Origin of the sequence: Escherichia sp. WS1265, from assembly GCF_046487585.1 — a bacterium.
GTDB classification, from domain to species: Bacteria; Pseudomonadota; Gammaproteobacteria; order Enterobacterales; family Enterobacteriaceae; genus Escherichia; species Escherichia coli.
Window position 1 is genome coordinate 76,615 of the sequence record NZ_JBJQJE010000010.1, and the last position, 16,253, is coordinate 92,867.

11 protein-coding genes are annotated in these 16,253 nt (G+C 52.1%); 6 read left to right on the forward strand and 5 right to left on the reverse strand.

Going from position 1 to position 16,253, the window contains the following annotated elements:
- The first annotated feature begins 64 nt into the window (after positions 1 to 64).
- The 3 genes from hmsP to ACJHX3_RS11825 all read left to right on the forward strand — a co-directional run bounded on the left by hmsP (position 65) and on the right by ACJHX3_RS11825 (position 5,238).
- Positions 65 to 2,053: a biofilm formation regulator HmsP gene (hmsP, locus tag ACJHX3_RS11815; protein WP_087890842.1), complete on the forward strand. Its 1,989-nt coding sequence runs from the start codon at positions 65 to 67 to the stop codon at positions 2,051 to 2,053.
- Positions 2,054 to 2,235: 182 nt separating this feature from the next.
- A complete protein-coding gene (gene dctA, locus ACJHX3_RS11820) occupies positions 2,236 to 3,522 on the forward strand; it encodes a C4-dicarboxylate transporter DctC (RefSeq protein WP_000858214.1) in 1,287 nt (428 codons plus the stop codon).
- Positions 3,523 to 3,741: 219 nt separating this feature from the next.
- Complete coding sequence (locus tag ACJHX3_RS11825) at positions 3,742 to 5,238, forward strand: M16 family metallopeptidase (protein ID WP_001562260.1); 1,497 nt, start codon at positions 3,742 to 3,744, stop codon at positions 5,236 to 5,238.
- A 95-nt stretch (positions 5,239 to 5,333) separates the two neighbouring features.
- Here the strand turns inward: ACJHX3_RS11825 and kdgK are convergent, their stop codons facing one another.
- Positions 5,334 to 6,263, reverse strand: a complete 930-nt coding sequence (gene kdgK / locus ACJHX3_RS11830; RefSeq protein WP_001296796.1) for a 2-dehydro-3-deoxygluconokinase — start codon at positions 6,261 to 6,263, stop codon at positions 5,334 to 5,336.
- Positions 6,264 to 6,494: 231 nt separating this feature from the next.
- On the opposite strand from kdgK, the gene pdeH reads away from it, so the two are divergent.
- Positions 6,495 to 7,262: a cyclic-guanylate-specific phosphodiesterase gene (pdeH, locus tag ACJHX3_RS11835; RefSeq protein ID WP_001295219.1), complete on the forward strand. Its 768-nt coding sequence runs from the start codon at positions 6,495 to 6,497 to the stop codon at positions 7,260 to 7,262.
- 69 nt (positions 7,263 to 7,331) lie between these two features.
- On the forward strand, positions 7,332 to 9,392 hold the full coding sequence (locus ACJHX3_RS11840) for an AsmA family protein (protein ID WP_087890841.1): 2,061 nt from the start codon (positions 7,332 to 7,334) through the stop codon (positions 9,390 to 9,392).
- Positions 9,393 to 9,626: 234 nt separating this feature from the next.
- On the opposite strand, the gene ACJHX3_RS11845 is transcribed toward ACJHX3_RS11840, so the two are convergent.
- The 3 genes from ACJHX3_RS11845 to ACJHX3_RS11855 all read right to left on the reverse strand — a co-directional run bounded on the left by ACJHX3_RS11845 (position 9,627) and on the right by ACJHX3_RS11855 (position 13,302).
- Entirely contained in the window at positions 9,627 to 10,949 is a 1,323-nt protein-coding gene (locus tag ACJHX3_RS11845; RefSeq protein WP_001149003.1) for an MFS transporter, read from the reverse strand.
- Positions 10,950 to 11,340: 391 nt separating this feature from the next.
- A complete protein-coding gene (yhjD, locus tag ACJHX3_RS11850; RefSeq protein ID WP_000191259.1) occupies positions 11,341 to 12,354 on the reverse strand; it encodes an inner membrane protein YhjD in 1,014 nt (337 codons plus the stop codon).
- A 48-nt stretch (positions 12,355 to 12,402) separates the two neighbouring features.
- Entirely contained in the window at positions 12,403 to 13,302 is a 900-nt protein-coding gene (locus ACJHX3_RS11855) for a LysR family transcriptional regulator (RefSeq protein WP_087890860.1), read from the reverse strand.
- Between the two features lie 519 nt (positions 13,303 to 13,821).
- Between ACJHX3_RS11855 and ACJHX3_RS11860 the strand changes: the two genes are divergently transcribed.
- The gene (locus ACJHX3_RS11860) at positions 13,822 to 14,424 is read left to right on the forward strand and encodes a helix-turn-helix transcriptional regulator (protein WP_001167666.1); all 603 of its coding nucleotides are present in this window, start codon (positions 13,822 to 13,824) and stop codon (positions 14,422 to 14,424) included.
- A gap of 50 nt (positions 14,425 to 14,474) precedes the next feature.
- Here the strand turns inward: ACJHX3_RS11860 and ACJHX3_RS11865 are convergent, their stop codons facing one another.
- Positions 14,475 to 16,124, reverse strand: a complete 1,650-nt coding sequence (locus ACJHX3_RS11865; RefSeq protein ID WP_024216255.1) for an alpha,alpha-trehalase — start codon at positions 16,122 to 16,124, stop codon at positions 14,475 to 14,477.
- Between the last annotated feature and the right edge of the window lie 129 nt (positions 16,125 to 16,253).

Consider the following 16,253-nt stretch of genomic DNA (forward strand, 5'->3'; position numbering starts at 1 on the left):
CTCTTAATGCCGCTGCGATCGGGTATACTCGGGCGGCAATCTGGGATTTCCGGGGGGAGACAATTTGCGCGTAAGTCGCTCGTTAACAATCAAGCAGATGGCAATGGTGGCAGCCGTTGTCCTGGTGTTCGTTTTTATTTTTTGCACCGTTTTGCTGTTCCATCTGGTCCAGCAGAATCGCTATAACACGGCTACGCAACTGGAAAGCATTGCTCGCTCTGTCCGCGAACCCTTATCTTCAGCTATTTTGAAAGGCGATATTCCCGAAGCGGAAGCTATTCTTGCCAGCATTAAACCGGCAGGCGTGGTCAGCCGTGCCGATGTGGTGCTGCCTAACCAGTTCCAGGCGCTGCGTAAAAGTTTTATTCCAGAGCGTCCGGTGCCGGTAATGGTTACTCGCCTGTTTGAGCTACCGGTGCAAATCTCGCTGGGCGTTTACTCGCTGGAACGTCCGGCAAATCCGCAGCCAATTGCCTATCTGGTGCTACAGGCGGATTCCTTCCGTATGTATAAGTTCGTGATGAGCACCCTCTCAACGTTAGTGACCATTTACTTACTTTTGTCGTTAATATTGACGGTGGCGATTAGCTGGTGCATTAACCGCCTGATTTTGCATCCGTTACGCAATATTGCTCGTGAACTTAACGCCATTCCAGCCCAGGAGCTTGTTGGTCACCAACTGGCATTACCACGTCTGCATCAGGACGATGAAATCGGTATGCTGGTGCGCAGTTACAACCTCAACCAGCAATTGCTGCAGCGCCATTATGAAGAACAGAACGAAAACGCGATGCGCTTCCCGGTGTCGGATTTGCCGAACAAAGCCTTGCTGATGGAGATGCTGGAGCAGGTTGTCGCGCGTAAACAAACCACCGCGCTGATGATCATCACCTGTGAAACCCTGCGTGATACTGCGGGCGTGCTGAAAGAGGCGCAACGAGAAATTCTGCTGCTGACGCTGGTGGAAAAACTCAAATCGGTACTGTCGCCACGTATGATCCTCGCGCAGATTAGCGGTTATGACTTTGCTGTCATTGCCAACGGTGTACAGGAACCGTGGCACGCAATCACTTTGGGTCAGCAAGTGCTCACTATCATGAGCGAGCGCCTGCCGATTGAACGTATTCAACTCCGTCCGCACTGTAGCATTGGCGTGGCGATGTTCTACGGCGATCTCACCGCCGAACAGCTTTACAGTCGCGCTATTTCTGCGGCATTTACCGCTCGCCATAAAGGCAAGAATCAGATTCAGTTCTTTGATCCGCAGCAGATGGAAGCCGCCCAACAGCGGTTGACGGAAGAGAGCGATATCCTTAATGCACTGGAAAATCATCAGTTTGCGATTTGGTTACAGCCACAGGTCGAGATGACCAGCGGTAAACTGGTCAGTGCGGAAGTGTTACTGCGTATCCAGCAACCGGATGGCAGTTGGGATCTGCCGGATGGCTTAATCGATCGCATTGAGTGCTGTGGGCTGATGGTTACCGTCGGTCACTGGGTGCTGGAAGAGTCCTGTCGACTGCTGGCTGCCTGGCAAGAGCGCGGCATTATGCTGCCCTTGTCGGTAAACCTCTCAGCGCTGCAACTGATGCACCCGAATATGGTAGCGGATATGCTGGAACTGTTAACCCGCTATCGCATTCAGCCGGGAACACTGATTCTGGAAGTGACAGAAAGCCGACGTATTGACGACCCTCATGCTGCGGTGACAATCCTCCGTCCGCTGCGCAATGCCGGCGTTCGGGTGGCGCTGGATGATTTCGGCATGGGCTATGCGGGGCTGCGTCAGCTGCAGCATATGAAATCGTTGCCAATCGACGTGTTAAAAATCGACAAAATGTTTGTTGAAGGCTTGCCGGAAGATAGCAGCATGATTGCTGCAATTATCATGTTGGCGCAAAGCCTGAACTTACAAATGATTGCCGAAGGCGTGGAGACTGAAGCACAACGCGACTGGCTGGCAAAAGCGGGCGTTGGTATTGCCCAGGGCTTCCTTTTTGCTCGCCCACTCCCTATTGAAATCTTCGAAGAGAGTTACCTGGAAGAAAAGTAGCTACCCCAAACTGATTACAAAACTTTAAAAAGTGCTGGTTTGTGCGAGCCAGCTCAAACTTTTTAACCTTTTTGTTTCAATTATGATCCAGGTACATTTCTGTGATGTTGTCTGGGTGTTATTTTAAGGCCGCAGGTACCCCATAACCTTACAAGACCTGTGGTTTTACTAAAGGACACCCTATGAAAACCTCTCTGTTTAAAAGCCTTTACTTTCAGGTCCTGACAGCGATAGCCATTGGTATTCTCCTTGGCCATTTCTACCCTGAAATAGGCGAGCAAATGAAACCGCTTGGCGACGGGTTCGTTAAGCTCATTAAGATGATCATCGCTCCTGTCATCTTTTGTACCGTCGTAACGGGCATTGCGGGCATGGAAAGCATGAAGGCGGTCGGTCGTACCGGCGCAGTCGCACTGCTTTACTTTGAAATTGTCAGTACCATCGCGCTGATTATTGGTCTTATCATCGTTAACGTCGTGCAGCCTGGTGCCGGAATGAACGTCGATCCGGCAACGCTTGATGCGAAAGCGGTAGCGGTTTACGCCGATCAGGCGAAAGACCAGGGCATTGTCGCCTTCATTATGGATGTCATCCCGGCGAGCGTCATTGGCGCATTTGCCAGCGGTAACATTCTGCAGGTGCTGCTGTTTGCCGTACTGTTTGGTTTTGCGCTCCACCGTCTGGGCAGCAAAGGCCAACTGATTTTTAACGTGATCGAAAGTTTCTCGCAGGTCATCTTCGGCATCATCAATATGATCATGCGTCTGGCACCTATTGGTGCGTTCGGGGCAATGGCGTTTACTATCGGTAAATACGGCGTCGGCACACTGGTGCAACTGGGGCAGCTGATTATCTGTTTCTACATTACCTGTATCCTGTTTGTGGTGCTGGTATTGGGTTCAATCGCTAAAGCGACGGGTTTCAGTATCTTCAAATTTATCCGCTACATCCGTGAAGAATTGCTGATTGTACTGGGGACTTCATCTTCCGAGTCGGCGCTGCCGCGTATGCTCGACAAGATGGAGAAACTCGGCTGCCGCAAATCGGTGGTGGGGCTGGTCATCCCGACAGGCTACTCGTTTAACCTTGATGGCACATCGATATACCTGACAATGGCGGCAGTGTTTATCGCCCAGGCCACTAACAGTCAGATGGATATCGTCCACCAAATCACGCTGTTAATCGTGTTGCTGCTTTCTTCTAAAGGGGCGGCAGGGGTAACGGGTAGTGGTTTTATCGTGCTGGCGGCAACGCTCTCTGCGGTGGGCCATTTGCCGGTAGCGGGTCTGGCGCTGATCCTCGGTATTGACCGCTTTATGTCAGAAGCTCGTGCGCTGACTAACCTGGTCGGTAACGGCGTAGCGACCATTGTCGTTGCTAAGTGGGTGAAAGAACTGGACCACAAAAAACTGGACGATGTGCTGAATAATCGTGCGCCGGATGGCAAAACGCACGAATTATCCTCTTAATCTCACCACTTATGCCCGCACTCCCTTCCCCGAGTGCGGGTGTTTGCGCATAATTGACCCCTGTGCCTGAACTTACCACCTGGGTGAGTTCAGGTTTATTTCACTTCTTCCGTAACATTTTCATGTTCTTGCGGTCTAACACGAAGTGTTTTTAACGTCATTTAGACTGACCGACAACGGGCAGTTTTTTATTACCAGGATAGTTGATCAGGGGTTCACATGCAGGGCACAAAAATTCGACTTTTAGCGGGCGGTTTGCTGATGATGGCCACTGCTGGCTATGTGCAGGCAGATGCGCTCCAGCCTGATCCAGCATGGCAACAGGGGACGCTTTCCAACGGTTTACAGTGGCAAGTGCTGACCACGCCCCAGCGTCCCAGCGATCGTGTTGAAATTCGCCTGCTGGTTAATACCGGTTCGCTCGCCGAAAGTACACAACAGAGCGGTTACAGCCACGCCATCCCTCGTATTGCGTTAACGCAAAGCGGTGGCCTTGAAGCAGCACAGGCGCGTTCATTGTGGCAGCAGGGGATCGACCCTAAACGCCCGATGCCGCCGGTAATTGTCTCTTATGACACCACGCTGTTTAATCTGAGTTTGCCCAATAACCGTAACGACTTGCTGAAAGAAGCGCTCTCTTATCTGGCAAATGCCACTGGCAAACTGACTATCACGCCAGAAACCATCAACCACGCGCTGCAAAGTCAGGACATGGTGGCAACCTGGCCTGCCGATACTAAAGAGGGCTGGTGGCGCTATCGTCTGAAAGGATCAACCTTGTTAGGTCACGATCCTGCCGATCCGCTGAAACAACCCGTTGAAGCGGAAAAGATTAAAGATTTCTATCAGAAATGGTACACCCCGGATGCAATGACGCTGCTGGTGGTGGGAAACGTGGATGCGCGCTCGGTCGTCGACCAAATCAATAAAACGTTTGGCGAACTGAAAGGCAAACGTGAAACACCGGCTCCGGTGCCGACGCTTTCTCCGCTGCGTGCGGAAGCGGTGAGTATTATGACCGACGCGGTGCGTCAGGACCGGCTATCTATCATGTGGGATACGCCGTGGCAGCCGATTCGTGAATCAGCCGCACTGCTGCGCTACTGGCGTGCGGACCTGGCCCGTGAGGCGCTGTTCTGGCATGTTCAGCAAGCGTTAAGCGCCAGTAACAGTAAAGACATCGGTCTTGGATTTGACTGTCGTGTGCTGTATCTGCGTGCGCAGTGTGCCATCAACATCGAATCACCAAACGACAAGCTGAACAGCAACCTTAATCTGGTGGCGCGTGAACTGGCGAAGGTTCGCGATAAAGGTCTGCCGGAAGAAGAGTTCAATGCGTTAGTGGCGCAAAAGAAACTGGAGCTGCAGAAACTGTTTGCCGCCTATGCGCGAGCTGATACCGATATTCTGATGGGGCAGCGGATGCGTTCGTTGCAAAATCAGGTCGTCGATATCGCGCCGGAGCAATATCAGAAACTGCGTCAGGATTTCCTTAACAGCCTGACGGTGGAGATGTTAAATCAGGATCTGCGTCAGCAGTTGTCGAATGATATGGCGTTAATACTGCTGCAGCCGAAAGGCGAGCCGGAATTTAACATGAAAGCGTTGCAGGCGGCCTGGGATCAAATCATGGCCCCATCGACTGCGGCTGCCGCCACCTCTGTCGCCACGGATGACGTACATCCTGAAGTGACGGATATTCCACCTGTACAGTAATGCCTGATGGTGATGAGTTAGCACAACCATCAGGTATTTATGGATGAGCTGGATAGAGGGGTAACACTCTATCCAGCCTTTTGCATATGCTGCTTTTACGCTGGCATCGCTTCACGCGGGATAATCGCGCCGCGATACTGAATAACGGTACTTGCGGTCAGGTGCCCGCGTTTCGCCGCGTTTTCCGCACTGCCGCCCGTCAAACGTACCGCCAGATAACCGGCACTGAAAGAGTCGCCAGCTGCGGTGGTATCGATCACTTTTTCTTTCGGCAGTTTCACCGCTGGAACATCCACTAACCCTTCGCCAGCAATGGACACCAGGCAAGAATCCGCCCCGCGTTTCACCACCACTTCTTTCACGCCCGCGTTATGGGTGCGCGCAATGACATCTTCCACCGGCTGTTGACCCCACAGCGCGTCTTCGTCGTCCAGCGTCAGGAAGGCGATATCCGTGCATTCCAGCATTTGCTGGTACACCTGCTGTGTCTCTTCTTTGCTGGCCCACAGGCGCGGACGATAGTTATTGTCGAAAATCACTTTTCCGCCGTTGGCGCGGCATTCGCGCAGCAGAGAAAGCAGCTTTTCGCGGCTGGTCGGGCTTAAGATCGCCAGGCTAATCCCGCTCAGGTAGAGATAATCGAAATTCGCCAGCTCTTCGCAAATCGCCGCAGACTGCTCGCTCTCCAGCCAGAATTTGGCGGCGGCTTCGTTACGCCAGTAGTAGAACGTACGTTCGCCGGTGCTGTCGGTTTCAATGTAGTAAAGGCCCGGCAGACGGTTTTCCATCCGTTGGGTCAGGGAAGTATCAACGTTCTCGCCGTGCCAGGCGTCCAGCATCTGCTGGCTAAAACTGTCCGTTCCCAGCGCCGTTACGTAATGAACGGTTAATGCCGCAGGATCGACCTGACGGGCGATATAGACGGAAGTGTTCAGGGTATCGCCGCCGAAACCGCGCTTAACGTCCGCGCCTTTCTCGGAAAGCTCAATCATGCATTCGCCAATCACGGCAATCTTTTTGGACATAGTCGTGAACCTGATCTGTAAAAAATTAGCGTTAGTTTGCGCTGTGGTGGTTTGCTGGTCAACCATATTAAAACAGTGTTCCATTATTTTTTTGAACCAGAACGTATTCCTGAAAGATTCCGTTGTGGAGTGGGGAAATTTACCCCGGCCAGGCGGTAAAGTTCTGCCCTTGCGCGCCGATAATCTTTGTCGAGTCCGGGCAGCATCACTTTTAAACACAGGACATCTTTGATGATAAGGCAGGTTATCCAGCGAATAAGCAACCCTGAAGCAAGCATCGAGAGCTTGCAGGAACGGCGTTTTTGGTTGCAGTGTGAGCGTGCTTACACCTGGCAGCCGATCTATCAAACATGCGGACGGTTAATGGCCGTGGAGCTATTAACGGTGGTCACACATCCCTTGAACCCTTCGCAACGCCTGCCGCCGGATCGCTATTTTACTGAAATCACCGTCAGCCATCGGATGGAGGTTGTGAAAGAGCAGATTGATTTGCTGGCGCAAAAAGCCGACTTCTTTATAGAGCACGGCCTGCTGGCATCGGTCAATATTGATGGCCCTACGCTCATCGCCCTGCGTCAGCAACCAAAAATCCTGCGCCAGATTGAGCGTCTTCCCTGGCTGCGTTTCGAACTGGTGGAACACATCCGTCTGCCGAAAGATTCAACCTTTGCCTCGATGTGTGAATTTGGCCCGCTGTGGCTGGATGATTTTGGCACCGGGATGGCAAATTTCTCTGCGCTAAGTGAAGTGCGTTATGACTACATCAAAATCGCGCGAGAGCTGTTTGTGATGCTGCGTCAGTCGCCGGAAGGACGCACACTCTTTTCTCAGCTTTTACATCTCATGAATCGCTATTGTCGCGGGGTGATTGTCGAGGGCGTAGAAACGCCGGAAGAGTGGCGTGATGTTCAGAACTCGCCCGCATTCGCCGCACAAGGCTGGTTTCTTTCACGCCCGGCACCGATAGAAACGCTGAATACGGCGGTTCTGGCGCTATAAGCTGCCTCATTTTCCGCCTGGCTGGACTATCTTTAGGACTGGCACAGGAAGAATATGAGGAAGCGAACGATGAGCAAGGCAGGCAAAATAACCGCTGCGATTTCAGGGGCTTTCTTGTTGTTGATTGTCGTGGCGATCATTTTGATTGCAACTTTTGACTGGAATCGACTCAAACCGACCATCAACCAGAAAGTCTCTGCGGAGTTGAATCGTCCGTTCGCTATCCGTGGCGATCTGGGCGTGGTGTGGGAGCGGCAAAAACAAGAAACTGGCTGGCGCAGCTGGGTGCCGTGGCCCCATGTACACGCGGAAGACATCATTCTTGGCAATCCACCGGATATTCCCGAAGTCACGATGGTGCATTTGCCACGCGTAGAGGCAACGCTGGCACCGTTGGCGCTGCTGACCAAAACGGTCTGGCTACCGTGGATCAAACTGGAAAAGCCCGACGCACGCCTGATTCGCCTCTCTGAAAAGAACAATAACTGGACGTTTAATCTTGCCAACGATGGCAACAAAGACGCGAATGCAAAGCCGTCGGCATGGTCGTTTCGGCTGGATAATATTCTTTTCGATCAAGGGCGGATCGCCATTGATGACAAAGTAAGCAAAGCGGATCTGGAAATTTTTGTCGATCCGTTAGGCAAGCCGCTGCCGTTCAGCGAAGTTACTGGATCGAAAGGTAAAGCGGATAAAGAAAAGGTGGGCGATTACGTTTTTGGCCTGAAGGCGCAGGGACGTTATAACGGTGAACCGCTCACTGGTACGGGAAAAATAGGCGGTATGCTGGCGCTGCGTGGCGAAGGGACGCCATTTCCTGTACAGGCTGATTTTCGCTCTGGTAACACCCGTGTTGCTTTTGATGGCGTTGTGAATGACCCAATGAAGATGGGTGGTGTCGATTTACGGCTTAAATTTTCTGGCGATTCGCTGGGTGATCTCTATGAACTGACGGGCGTTCTGCTGCCCGATACCCCGCCGTTTGAAACGGATGGTCGGCTGGTAGCGAAAATCGACACTGAAAAATCGTCGGTCTTTGATTATCGCGGTTTTAATGGGCGAATTGGCGATAGCGATATCCACGGTTCTCTGGTCTACACCACCGGCAAGCCACGACCAAAACTGGAAGGTGATGTTGAGTCGCGGCAATTGCGGCTGGCAGATTTAGGGCCGTTAATTGGCGTTGATTCCGGGAAAGGAGCTGAAAAGTCGAAACGGTCTGAACAGAAGAAGGGTGAAAAAAGCGTTCAGCCTGCGGGCAAAGTGCTGCCTTATGACCGCTTCGAAACCGATAAATGGGACGTCATGGATGCCGATGTTCGCTTCAAAGGGCGGCGCATTGAGCATGGCAGTAGCCTGCCGATTAGCGATCTTTCTACTCATATCATCCTCAAAAATGCTGACCTGCGCCTGCAACCGCTGAAATTTGGCATGGCAGGCGGCAGCATTGCGGCGAATATTCATCTGGAAGGTGATAAAAAACCGATGCAAGGGCGGGCAGATATTCAGGCTCGTCGGCTGAAACTGAAAGAACTGATGCCCGATGTAGAACTGATGCAGAAGACGCTGGGGGAAATGAACGGTGACGCGGAACTACGCGGTAGCGGTAACTCGGTGGCGGCGCTTTTAGGCAACAGTAACGGCAACCTGAAACTGCTGATGAATGACGGGCTGGTGAGCCGCAACCTGATGGAGATTGTCGGGCTGAATGTCGGTAACTACATTGTCGGTGCGATATTTGGTGACGATGAGGTGCGGGTGAACTGTGCGGCGGCGAATCTGGATATTGCCAACGGCGTGGCGCGTCCGCAGATTTTTGCTTTTGATACTGAGAATGCGTTGATCAATGTTACCGGCACGGCAAGTTTTGCTTCGGAGCAACTGGATTTGACTATCGATCCAGAAAGTAAAGGGATTCGGATTATCACGCTGCGTTCGCCGCTGTATGTGCGTGGGACGTTTAAAAATCCGCAGGCTGGGGTAAAAGCCGGACCGTTGATTGCTCGCGGAGCCGTCGCGGCGGCACTGGCAACGCTGGTTACGCCAGCGGCGGCGTTACTGGCGCTGATCTCACCTTCCGAAGGGGAGGCTAATCAGTGTCGGACGATATTGTCGCAGATGAAGAAGTGATGAGGTTGGATTGTGTTTGCTGGTGAGTTCGGGAGCAGCGTGCTCCCCTCACCCTAACCCTCTCCCCAAAGGGGCGAGGGGACTGTTTTGTGCGTGTTGAAACAACGAGTACCGCTTTTCCGTTCACTTTCTGGGGGGAGGGCTGTTATGTTCGCGATATAACATCTCGCTCCGCTTTTCTCCCTCTCCCTTTCAGGGAGAGGGCTGGGGTGAGGGTGGCTGCCCACACGATACTTACAACGACTGATGTCGCGTCTCATGGGTCAGCAGTAGGGCGATTAAGGTCAAGCCAGCCATCGCCGCCAGATATAACCCCACCGCACCTAACCCGTAGTTAGTCTGCAACCAGGCTGCGATATACGGCGCAACGGAAGCCCCGAGAATCGACGCTACGTTGTAAGAGAACGATGCTCCGGTGTAACGCACTTCTGTCGGGAACAGCTCTGGTAACAGCGCGCCCATCGGCCCGAAGGTCAGTCCCATCAGACTTAACCCCAGCAGCAGGAAGGCAAAAACCAGAATCGGGTTGCCAGAACCGAGCAGCGGGTTAAAGGCGAACAGCGCGAACAGGATGATCAGCGTGGTGATGATTACCATGCTTTTACGGCGACCAAAGGCATCAGCCAGTAATCCGGCGACTGGCACCATCACGCCAAAACCAATAACTGCCATCATCAGCATCCACAACACTTCGTTACGCGGCAGGCCAAGCCCAACTGGCGCGGCGGCGGTACTAAAGGTCATAGAGTAGACCGTCATGATGTAAAACAGCGTATAGGTTGCCAGCATGATGAAGGTACCGAGCACCGTGACGCGTACGTGTTTGGTCAGCAGCGTACCCAGCGGGATCTTCACCTGCTTTTTCGCTTTAGCGACTTTCTCAAACACCGGCGACTCATGCAGCGACACGCGAACATACAGGCCGATAATGACCAGCACCGCTGAGAAGATAAATGGCACACGCCAGCCCCAGCTCATAAACTGCTCGTCGGTCAGTAGCCAGGAAAGCAGCAAGAAAGTGCCGTTGGCAAAGAAGAAGCCAATCGGTGCGCCCAGCTGCGGGAAGGAGCCATACAGTGCACGTTTGCGCGGTGGGGCGTTTTCAGTCGCCAGCAGCGCCGCGCCGCCCCATTCGCCGCCTAAGCCCAGACCCTGACCAAATCGAGCCAGCGCCAGCAGCAGCGGGGCGAAAATACCAATCGTAGCATAGCCCGGCAGCAGACCAATCACCACGGTCGAAATCCCCATCGTTAGCAACGAGGCGACCAGCGTCGCTTTACGCCCAACGCGATCGCCAAAATGACCAAAAACGGCAGAGCCAATGGGGCGCGCGACGAAGGCGATGGCGAAGGTGGCGAGCGACTGGAGCGTTGCTGCCGTAGGATCGCCCTGCGGGAAGAAGATATGCGGAAACACAATAACGGCCGCAGTGGCGTAAATGTAAAAGTCGAAGAACTCAATGGCCGTGCCAATGAGAGAGGCGACAAGGACTTTATTACGCGAGTTGATCGGCGTGTATTCTTGCTCGTGGTCGAGTGTTGTGGCTGTTGCTTGCATAATCTTTTCTTATTTTTTGGCTAACGAATAGCCATATTACGCACAGCAAAAGTGATATTTCAATGTGTAACAAATCGCGGGAATGGTCAAAAACCAGGCAAAAAGGGGATAATGTTTAGGCCAGTGATTTTTCTTCTATGAAATGCTTCACATAATTTTATAAATAGTGGATAAAACTGGCTTCAGGTTAAATAAAAGTTACCAACTGGATTTATATGCTGGGGTTATGAGTTGGTATGAAATTGTTTGCTCCTGAAGAGATGTAGTTTCAGGTGGTTATGTGCATGTCATTGCCTGGTCTCTGGCTGGCTTGTACCCCCTCACCCTAATCCTCTCCCCGAAGGGGCGAGGGGATCGACCGTGCGTTTATCAGGCATTATAAACCAATGAATTACCGCTGCGTTTTCCCCGGCATTCGCGGGTCGTCTTTATATTCGGCGGTGGCAATCCACGCCGCGCAAAACAGCGTCAAACGGGCGAAGAAGTAGAAAAACGCCATCAGTCCCAGCACGGAACCAAATGCTGCGCCAGAGGGGGATTTCATCAGCGATGGCAGGGTGTAGGTCATCACGATTTTAATCACTTCAAAACCAATCGCAGCCAGAAATGTTCCGCGAATCAGGGCTTTTTTGCGCGGACGGTGGCGCGGCAAGCGCCAGAAGATCCAAAAGAAAAGCAGATAGTTGGCGAAGATGGAAATCGCCAGGCCAATCAACCGCCACGTCGGTTTCAGCCACTCAATGCTGTTCAGGTGCAGGGCGCTAATAATCATTTGCTGCGCCGAACCGGCAACCGAGGTGATCGAAAGCGTCACAATCAGTGCAATCAACAAACCAATCAGCGAAATAAAATCACGCAGATATTTTACCCAGAACTTCTCCTGATCTTGCGGCGAGCGTTCCCAGACATCGCGTGACTGGGCGCGAATCGCTTCACGCAGGTTACCCATCCAGTTGATGCCGGAATAAAGCGCCACCGCCAGGCCGACAAGCCCTACGGTAGTACGCTGCTGAACGGCGGTGTTGATGGTGTTTTTCAACGTGGCGGCTAGCGTCGGATCGCTGATGTTTTGCAGAATTTTGTCGAAGATATCCTGTAGCAACATCGGATGGGAGGCCAGCACAAAGCCCCCTGCGGCAAACGACACCATCAAAATCGGGATCATCGACAAAAATGAGAAATAGGTGATAGCCGCACCAAACTGGTTACCCAGCCGATCGTTAAAGCGCTCTGTTGCGCGAATCAGGTGCGCAATAACCGGTTGGCGTTGGACTTTCTCGGCAGTAGTGGTGACGGTTTCCAGCGCCTGGCTAACTTTGCCGCCTTTCTCGCTATTATCCAACTGCTTAATCGGCTCGTGCTCCAGATCCTGGGTGGGACGTTTGATCTCGTTTTCCTGCGTCATCCGCTCTTTTGTCCTTCTGTCGTGGTCATTCTTAAAAAGTATAGTCGGTCAGTCCAGGTGCTCTTTCATTACGCCAGCCAGCCACTGCATAAACAGGTTTACACGCCGGGAAAGCTCCCGACGCTGCGGATAAACCAGCGAAAGGGAGAGCGGCTCGGCACGGTAGCCAGGTAATACTTCAATAAGCCTCCCGGCACGCAGGGCTTCGCGCACGGCAATGCGCGGGATCTGAATAATCCCCAGACCGGCAAGACCGGCGGCGAGATAGTTTTCGCGACTGTTTACCGTCAACATGCCGCCAGACTTAAACCACTGGACGCCATTAACGCTGGCAACCTCAAAACCTAACGGATGTACACCCAGGTGCGGTGTGTAGCGCACTATTGCGTGCGAAGTCAGATCGTCGGGGCTTTGAGGATAACCAAAGCGCGTCAGATAGTGCGGACTGGCACAGTTGACCATGGTCAGTTTGCCGAGGGGACGGGCGATAACGCCATTTTCCGGTAACGCGCCAGTGCGTATCACGCAATCAAAACCATCGTGAAGAATATCTACCGGACGGTCATGGCTACTCAGCTCCAGCTCAATTCCCGGATGCAGATAGAGAAATTCCGACAGACGCGGCAGTAACAGGCTTTTCGCGATTCCTGGCGGGATGTCGATGCGTAATTTACCGCTGATACTGGTGGCATCCTGTTGAAACAGACCGTCCAGTTCGTTGAGATTACTCAACACATCTTTTGCCCGTTGATAATAGGTCATGCCTTCTGGCGTGAGTTTGACCCGCCGCGTGGTGCGCTGGAGAAGCTGGGTGCCAAGTTGATGTTCCAGTGCCTGTATCTGGCGCGAAACACTTCCCTTTGGCAAAGCAAAGAAATCCGCTGCGCGGGAAAAACTTTCCAGCTCAGCGACTTTGATGAACAACTGCATTGCGTGAATTTTATCCATTTCTTTGACCGATTGTTGTTCACAGCGAAACAGTAACGCGCATATCGCATTGTTTATTGTTTTTTCTAACATCTAATGCCGGGTTTCACAATGTTGTCATGACGAATGTGGCGATTTCTCAGCAGGAAAAGGGCGGAATAGCTTTATGAGAAAGGTGAATTTCCCTAAACAGAGCGTTTTTTTCAGCGATTCCCTTTAAAGTGAACAGAGGACGTATTGGCTATTTGTGCTTATTTTTGTCTCATTGCTGTTTGTTATTTTGGCTTGTGGTCGCGGAATTTCATTTTTAATTGCATGCGTACTAGCCATCAATATAAGGAAATCCTCAAAATTGTTTTAAATAATGCCCTCGACATGTAATTTCAGGCGTTTAGCTGTAACTATTTATATCGGTAACTATTTTCTACGCGTCATCTCTGTAGAATGGCCACCGCCAAATGGCGAATTCTTATTTTTTCTCGCGGGTAATACCCTTCCACTACTTAAGTCTTTTTAACGTATTCAGGTGGAGATTCAGTTATGCAAATAGTCATGTTTGACAGGCAGTCAATATTTATTCATGGAATGAAAATCAGTTTACAGCAGCGTATTCCAGGAGTGAGTATTCAGGGGGCCGGTCAGGCAGACGAGTTATGGCAAAAGCTGGAAAGTTACCCTGAAGCCTTAGTGATGCTCGATGGCGATCAGGATGGTGAGTTTTGCTACTGGTTGCTGCAAAAAACCGTGGTGCAATTTCCTGAGGTTAAGGTGTTAATTACGGCGACGGATTGCAATAAACGGTGGTTACAGGAAGTTATCCATTTTAATGTGCTGGCCATTGTGCCTCGTGATTCAACCGTCGAGACATTTGCGTTGGCGGTAAATAGTGCGGCGATGGGGATGATGTTTCTGCCGGGAGACTGGCGAACGACGCCGGAAAAGGACATTAAAGATCTCAAATCGTTAAGCGCCCGCCAGCGGGAGATTTTAACCATGTTAGCGGCGGGCGAATCAAATAAGGAGATCGGCAGGGCGCTGAATATCAGTACCGGAACGGTAAAAGCGCATCTGGAATCCCTGTATCGCCGTCTGGAAGTGAAAAATCGCACCCAGGCGGCAATGATGTTAAATATCTCCTCCTGAAGAGGATAATTTTACAGCCAGCAGGAAGTTAGCGGCTGGCTGTAAAAATATTATGGTTCGCCGTACAAACCAATTAAACGGCGCACCACACCGTTAGTCCAGCCAAACCCATCCTGCAACGGATACTCGCCACCGCCGCCTTCGCGGGGAACACCATCGGCAATATGGTATTTCTCGATCAGTTTGTGCTGTTCCAGATAGAACTGATTCACCGTCTTCAGCCAGCTGCGCGCGATTTCATCACCCAGAAGGTCATCGCCATACATTTTAAATCCCTGAATCGCCATCCATTGTAACGGTGCCCAGCCGTTAGGTTTATCCCACTGTTCACCGGTTTCGTACTCGCTTGCCAGAATCCCGCCAGGTGTCAGTAACCGACTGCGCACGGCGTTTGCCAGACGATCGGCCTGTTCATGGTTCGCCATACCGACATAGAGCGGCACAATGGCGGCAGCGGAAAAGAGCGCCAGTTGTTCGCGTCGCCAGTCGTAATCGCGGTAGATACCGTTTTCATCATCCCAGAGGTAACGGTTTACCGCATCGCGACGGGCACTGGCTTTCTGGCGGAACAGTGCTTCTGTCTCTTTCTCGCCTTTCAGCGCCGAGATGTTGGCGATGGCGCTCTCCAGTTTAAACAGGAAGGCATTCAGATCGATGGGGATGAACTGGGTGGTACGAATGCTCGCCAGACGACCGGTATCACGCAGCCAACGGGAAGAGTAATCCCAACCGGAGGCCGCCCCCGCGCGTAAATCACGGTACACCTCGTTGGGCGGGCGACCAGAATGTTTCGCGGTTTCAACGTCCTCAAGCCAGGATTCGTCACGCGGCGTGTCGCGATCGTCCCAGTAACGGTTGAGCAGCGATCCGTCCGGCATCCGCACAACATGGCGATAGGCCTGATTAGGGATCAACGATTCTGCACCGTCCATCCAGAAGGCATATTCCATTTTCAGGTGGTCGAGATAGCGGCGCGCACCGCGTACACCATCTTCTTCAAACAACTCCACCATCAGCGCAAAAACCGGTGGTTGCGAGCGGCTCAAATAATAGGTGCGGTTGCCGTTGGGGATGTGACCGTAGTTTTCGATCATCCAGGCGAAGTTATCGGCCATGCATTTCAGCAAATCTTCCCGACCACTTTCCGTCAGCCCCAGCATGGTGAAATAGGAATCCCAATAGTAGGTTTCGCTAAAACGGCCGCCCGGGACAATATATGACTGCGGCAGCGCCAGCAGAGAAGACCACGGAATGTGATCCTGCGGTTCGCGGGTTAGCACCGGCCACAGCTGGTCGATATGCTCTTTCAGGGAATTTTGCGGGTCCGATACATACTCGCTGGAGTAGACCTCCGGCAGCCAGAAGTGGTTTTCAACAAACTTGCGCAAGTCAAAATCACGATGACGGCGCACTTTACGGTAGCGGATTAAGATATCCAGCGGGTCCATTTTAGGTGCGCAGTCGGGAAAGGTTTTACTGTCGGGGAAAATTTTCGCCGACTGAACATGCTCGAACAGTTCGAGATAGCGATCGGCAGGCGTCAGCGCATCAGAGGCGGGCAGCCCTTCAATCATCTCGGGTTCCGGTTCTGCCTCGATCATCTCATCCAGTTTTAATTCATACGGGTCCAGTTCATAGCAGAGATCGACCTCGATCATCAGTTCATCTGGATTAGGGTTTTGAATTTTCTGATTGAGCATAAGGATCCAACCTCCGAAATTCGTCGCTAATTATCGGGCTTTTCTTTAAGGGTAGTCATTCGCTCCGCCTGGTGGGCGACAAAGCGTGCGGTGGATCACGTTTATTAACCTGTCAAAAAATATAACGCA

Coding starts and splice junctions, on each gene's coding strand:
- dctA (WP_000858214.1), top strand. CDS start 2,236: ATGAAAACCTCTCTGTTTAAAAGCCTTTACTTTCAGGTCCTGACAGCG.
- ACJHX3_RS11825 (WP_001562260.1), top strand. CDS start 3,742: ATGCAGGGCACAAAAATTCGACTTTTAGCGGGCGGTTTGCTGATGATG.
- kdgK (WP_001296796.1), bottom strand. CDS start 6,263: ATGTCCAAAAAGATTGCCGTGATTGGCGAATGCATGATTGAGCTTTCC.
- pdeH (WP_001295219.1), top strand. CDS start 6,495: ATGATAAGGCAGGTTATCCAGCGAATAAGCAACCCTGAAGCAAGCATC.
- ACJHX3_RS11840 (WP_087890841.1), top strand. CDS start 7,332: ATGAGCAAGGCAGGCAAAATAACCGCTGCGATTTCAGGGGCTTTCTTG.
- ACJHX3_RS11845 (WP_001149003.1), bottom strand. CDS start 10,949: ATGCAAGCAACAGCCACAACACTCGACCACGAGCAAGAATACACGCCG.
- yhjD (WP_000191259.1), bottom strand. CDS start 12,354: ATGACGCAGGAAAACGAGATCAAACGTCCCACCCAGGATCTGGAGCAC.
- ACJHX3_RS11855 (WP_087890860.1), bottom strand. CDS start 13,302: ATGGATAAAATTCACGCAATGCAGTTGTTCATCAAAGTCGCTGAGCTG.
- ACJHX3_RS11860 (WP_001167666.1), top strand. CDS start 13,822: ATGCAAATAGTCATGTTTGACAGGCAGTCAATATTTATTCATGGAATG.
- ACJHX3_RS11865 (WP_024216255.1), bottom strand. CDS start 16,124: ATGCTCAATCAGAAAATTCAAAACCCTAATCCAGATGAACTGATGATC.